Here is a 5,046-nt window from a genome sequence, read left to right on the forward strand (position 1 = left end):
GCTGGTCGGCGGCCGCGGCGCGGAAGGTGTCGGCGGCGCCGAGCAGCACCCGGCGGCCGTCGGCGACCAGCACGCGGGCGAGCTTGCCGGTGGTGGTGGTCTTTCCGGTGCCGTTCACGCCGACCACCAGCAGGATGGACGGGTGATCCGGGTGCGGCAGCGCGCGGACCGAACGGTCCAGCTCCGGTCGCAACTGCTCGATCAGCACCTCACGCAGCACGGTACGAGCCTCGTCGGTGCTGCGGACGCTGCGCGCCGCCATCTCGGCGCGCAGCCGGGAGACAACCGCGGCCGTGCTGGCGGTGCCGAGGTCGGCCAGAACGAGGGTGTCCTCGACCTCCTCCCACGATTCGTCGTCCAGGTCGCCGCCGCCGAGCAGGCCGAGCAGGCTCTTGCCGACCGCGTTCTGCGAGCGGGACAGGCGTCCGCGCAACCGCACCAGCCGGCCCGCGGTGGGCGCGATCTCCTCCAGCGCCGCGGCGGTCTCCACGCCCGCGGCGGTGTCCGGGGCGACGACTTCGGTCGTCGGGGCAGCGGTGGTGTCCGCGGCGCCGGTATCGGGGGCAGCCTCCGGGGCGACCGGTTCGATGACGGGCGCGGTGGTGTCGGCCACGTCCTCCGGAGTTGCCACCTGATCGGTCGGCGCCTCGGCGGTCGGAGATTCGGTCTGGGGCTCGGCGGGCGCCGTCGTCGGCGCGGCGCCGCCGGACGCGGGGGGCGCTTCGGCGACGTCGGCCTCCGGAAGTGGCACGTTGGTGATCCCGCGTTTGGGTGCGTCGCGCGGGATCGCCGCGTCGTCGCCGACGTGCGGCTGTCCTTCGGTGTCGGTGCGCTCGAGCGGTGGCGGCGCGGTAGCGGTGCCGCCCCGGCTGAAGTTGAATCCGCCGGACGCGGTGTAGCCACCGGACCGGTCGGTCACCTCCTTGTCCTGCGCGGGCGGGGTCAGCGACACGCGGCCGCGCTTGTGCCGGACGAAACCGGCGACAAGCACCACCAGCAGCAGCGCGGCGACCGCGGCGATCAGGATCCAGACTTCGGGACTCACGCGAACCATCCTTGCAGACCGGTCGTCACGGGCCGGGCCCCGAGGCGCACCGAACGGTCGCGTCGCGCCCCCGCGAGCACGGCAGACGCTCGGCGAACACCGCGCGTCCCGAGCCGCGGGCGGGCTTCGGCGGGCACCGACACAACCCCTGAGATTTCTTGTCCTGCGGAACTTCTCGCGAAGGGACAATAGGATCGGCGACGTGACCGATCGAAACGTGCTTGGGGGGCCGCTGGAAGAGTGCGGCACCGATCCTCTCACCGGCTTCTACCGGGACGGCTGCTGCAGTACCGGGCCGGAGGATCTGGGCAGCCACACCGTATGCACCGTCGTCACGGCGGAGTTCCTGGAGCATCAAGCCTCCATCGGCAATGATCTGAGCACGCCGCGTCCGGAGAACAACTTTCCCGGCCTGCAGCCGGGCGACCGCTGGTGCGTCGTGGCGGTGCGGTGGTTGCACGCGCACGAGGACGGTGTCGCCGCGCCCGTCGTTCTGGCCGCCACGCATGAGAACGCTCTGGAAGTGATCTCGATGGACATCCTGCGCAAGTACGCCGTCGACGTGCCGGACGACGTCAGCGACCTGCTCTGAGCTGCCCTGATGCGGTGTGGGCTCCGCGCATCCGAACCCTCGTCCGGCACTCTCCGTTGCGGTGGGTGAACAGCGACCGCAGCGGGCAGCCGCTCCACGGGTGATGCCTCATATCCCGTCGCTCGCCTCGCGCCGCCCCGCCGAAGCCGCCGACCGGCGCGATGGGCCGCGTAGCGGTCGGCGTACCTTCTCCTGATCGCCTGTGACGGCCGCCTCATCCCTCCGTCGCACCGGGACACTCGTCGGGTTTCGATCGGTTCGTGGCGCATCAGAGACCTAGATGGCACAAATGCGCCATCTGGTGCTAGCGCGCCGCAGCGGCCCGGCGCCGGTGCGCCTTCTGGCGGCACGCCGCCGAGCAGTACGTGGCCCGGCGACCGGTCCGGCCCTGGGGAATCGCCACGTGACACATCGGGCAGTATTCGCCACCGCTTTCGTTACGCTCGACTGATTCGTTACGGCTTCCCGCGTCCGCGTCCTGTTTCGTTACGACCGGTCCGCCCGGCCGCGCCCGCAGCGCGTCCAGCACGATCGCCGCGGAGCGGTCGAGACTGCCGCTCGTCTTCCTGAGTTGTTGAATCGCAACGCATCCGGTGAAGATCGCCAGCACGTCCGCCAACTCGACGTCGGCGCGGACCGCGCCTGCGCGCTGGGCCGCGACCAGCAGGGCCGCCACGGCGCGGTGAAAGCGTTCGCCCGCGCTGCGCACCAGCACACGCGGCCAGCCGTCGTCGGATCGGACCATGTCGCAGAGTGCCTGGTTGCCCGGCGTCGTCGTGATCACCGCAGCGCAGAAGTCGAAGAAGGCGGCACCGGGGTCCGGTGCGCCGAGGTGTTCGGCGGCGAGTTCGGCCAACCGATCGATGCGTTGCTGCATAACCGCTTCCAGCAGATCGCCTTTCGTCGGAAAGTGCCGGTAGACGGTGCCTGCGCCGACGCCGGCGCGCCGAGCGACCTCGGCCAGCGACACCGAGGCACCCTGTTCGGCGAAGGCGCGCTGGGCGGCCGCCAGCACCAGAGCGCGGTTGCGCCGGGCATCGGCGCGCGCGGTGGTGCCGGGGGCCAACGATGCGGTCATTTCGTTACGGCCTTCCGCTTTCGACGGGTTGAATCGGGTCGAGCCACCCGTATCGTTCGAATCCGGGTCACCCGACCCGATTCTATCGAGCAGAGAAGGCGAAGCATGTCCCCTCAGCACACTCTCATCCTGGTCACCGGAGCCACCGGCAAGCAGGGCGGCGTGACTGCCCGCAAGTTGCTGGCCGATGGCCGTGGGGTGCGCGCGCTGGTCCGCGACGCGCAGTCGCCCGCCGCACGGGAATTGGCCGCGGCTGGCGCGGAACTCGCGGTCGGCGACTTCGACTCCCCAGACACCATCTCCGCGGCCTTGGACGGTGTCACCGGGCTGTTTGCGGTCCCGCCCGCCGCGTACAGCTTGCAGGGCTGGGATGTGGAACTGGAAGCCACGCGCGGCGAGGCGCTCGTGGACGCGGCATGCCGCGCCGGTGTCGAGCAGATCGTGTTCACCGGCATCGCGTCGCTGGGTGACAACACCTCATGGGGAGCGGCGGGCAAGAAGCGCATCGAAGACGCGATCATCGCCAGTGGTCTCAGCTACACGCTGCTGCGTCCGGTGCGCTTCATGGAGAACTACCTGCTGCGCACCTCGCCGGTCGACGGCATCTTCGGCGGCGTGCACCGGCATCTCTTTCCCGCCGCCGGGCCGATGCAGATCATCGCCATCGCCGACATCGGTGACATCGCCGCCCTCGCGTTCGCCGACCCGGATCGCTTCCACGGCCGCGTCCTCGAACTCGCCGGCGACGCGCTCGCCCCGCCCGCGGCGGCCGAGGCGATCAGCAAGGCCACCGGGCACCAGGTCCGCTATCAGGAGGTCACCGAGGCCGAGGCGGACGCGCTCGGCGCGGAGATCGGCAATACCTGGCGGCTGATGCGCCACACTGGCGGCTGGCACGCCGACGTCGCCGAGATCCGCGAAATCCATCCCGGACTGCGGACCTTCGACACCTGGCTGGCCGAAACCGGTGCGGCGCAGATCAAAGCCCTGCTGGACGGCGAAAAGGTAACTCCGGGACGATGATCCGGCGCGACCGCTCAGCTCGCCGCGCCCACCGGAGCCAGGTTCTCCCCGCGCAGCCGCTGTGAGATGACCTGGGTGATGCCGTCGCCGCGCATGCTGACGCCGTAGAGGGCGTCGGCGATCTCCATCGTCGGCTTCTGGTGGGTGATGACGATCAGCTGGCTCTTCTCCCGCAACTGTTCGAACAGGCCGATCAGCCGGCGCAGGTTGGTGTCGTCCAGCGCGGCCTCGACCTCGTCCATCACGTAGAACGGCGAGGGTCTGGCGCGGAAGATGGCCACCAGCAGCGCGACCGCGGTCAGCGACTTCTCACCGCCGGACAGCAGCGACAGCCGCTTGACCTTCTTCCCCGGCGGGCGGGCCTCCACCTCGATGCCGGTGGTGAGCATGTCCGACGGGTCGGTGAGCAGCAGCCTGCCCTCGCCGCCGGGGAACAGCTTCGCGAACACCTCGACGAATTCGCGCTCGACGTCGGCGTAGGCCTCGGTGAACACCTGCAGGATGCGGGCGTCGACCTCGGCGACCACGTCCAGGAGGTCCTTGCGCGCGCTCTTGACGTCCTCGAGCTGCGTGGCCAGGAAGTTGTAGCGTTCCTCCAGCGCGGCGAACTCCTCGAGCGCGAGCGGATTCACCTTTCCGAGGGTGGCGAGATCCTTCTCGGCGCGTTTGGCGCGGCGCTCCTGGGTCTGCCGGTCGAAGGGCATCGGAGCAGGCGGGCTGACCTGTTCGCCGCGTTCGGTGGCCTGCTCGTACTCCTGCAATTCCAGCGCCGAGGGTGGCAGCGGCACGTCGGGACCGTACTCGGCGATCAGATCGTCGAGCGCGATGCCGAACTGCTCGGCGATGGTCGCCTCCAGCTGCTCGATGCGCAGCGCTGCCTGGGCCTTGGCCACCTCGTCGCGGTGCACCGCGTCGGTGAGCTGGGCCAGTTGCGTTCCGAGCGCGCGCACCCGCTCCTTGACCTGCTCGACCTGGGCGGCGCATTCGGAGCGCCTGCGCACCAGCTCGTCACGGCGGCTGCCCGCCTCGGCGACCGTTTTCTCCAGTTCGGCGGCGACCTTCGCACCCGACTCGGCGACCGCGGCGGCCACTTCGGCCGCCTTCTTGCGCGCGGCTTGGGCACGTTCGGCGCGCGCACGGGTCTCGCGTTCCGCGCGCGCCGCTCGGCGCAGTGAATCCGCTTTGCCGCGTACCGATTCCGCCCGCTCCTCGGCGGTGCGCACGGCAAGCCTGGCCTCGACTTCCATGGCCCGCACCTCGGCCAGCGCGGCCGCCGCCTCCTCCCGCACGCGACCCGCGGACTCGGTG

At 70.7% G+C, this 5,046-nt stretch carries 5 protein-coding genes; 2 read left to right on the forward strand and 3 right to left on the reverse strand.

The window, feature by feature from the left end; translation table 11 throughout:
- On the reverse strand, positions 1-1,054 hold a 1,054-nt coding region (locus NA4_RS37165; protein ID WP_084497813.1), incomplete at its 3' end, for a signal recognition particle receptor subunit alpha.
- 193 nt (positions 1,055-1,247) lie between these two features.
- Here NA4_RS37165 and NA4_RS37170 point away from each other — a divergent pair.
- Complete coding sequence (locus NA4_RS37170; RefSeq protein WP_019048221.1) at positions 1,248-1,637, forward strand: DUF2237 family protein; 390 nt, start codon at positions 1,248-1,250, stop codon at positions 1,635-1,637.
- A 304-nt stretch (positions 1,638-1,941) separates the two neighbouring features.
- Here NA4_RS37170 and NA4_RS37175 read toward each other — a convergent pair whose 3' ends face one another.
- A complete protein-coding gene (locus tag NA4_RS37175; RefSeq protein ID WP_067480718.1) occupies positions 1,942-2,715 on the reverse strand; it encodes a TetR/AcrR family transcriptional regulator in 774 nt (257 codons plus the stop codon).
- Between the two features lie 105 nt (positions 2,716-2,820).
- Between NA4_RS37175 and NA4_RS37180 the strand changes: the two genes are divergently transcribed.
- Positions 2,821-3,738, forward strand: coding sequence for an NmrA family NAD(P)-binding protein (locus NA4_RS37180; RefSeq protein WP_067480721.1), 918 nt, complete (start codon positions 2,821-2,823; stop codon positions 3,736-3,738).
- A 14-nt stretch (positions 3,739-3,752) separates the two neighbouring features.
- On the opposite strand, the gene NA4_RS37185 is transcribed toward NA4_RS37180, so the two are convergent.
- Positions 3,753-5,046 (reverse strand): AAA family ATPase (locus NA4_RS37185; protein ID WP_157129541.1); only part of this gene is annotated, 1,294 nt, incomplete at its 5' end.

This window comes from Nocardia amamiensis NBRC 102102 (assembly GCF_001612745.1).
Lineage (GTDB): Bacteria > Actinomycetota > Actinomycetes > Mycobacteriales > Mycobacteriaceae > Nocardia > Nocardia amamiensis.

Bases quoted from the DNA above. Each gene is read 5' to 3' on its own strand.
- NA4_RS37175 (WP_067480718.1), bottom strand. From the start codon at position 2,715: ATGACCGCATCGTTGGCCCCCGGCACCACCGCGCGCGCCGATGCCCGG.
- NA4_RS37180 (WP_067480721.1), top strand. From the start codon at position 2,821: ATGTCCCCTCAGCACACTCTCATCCTGGTCACCGGAGCCACCGGCAAG.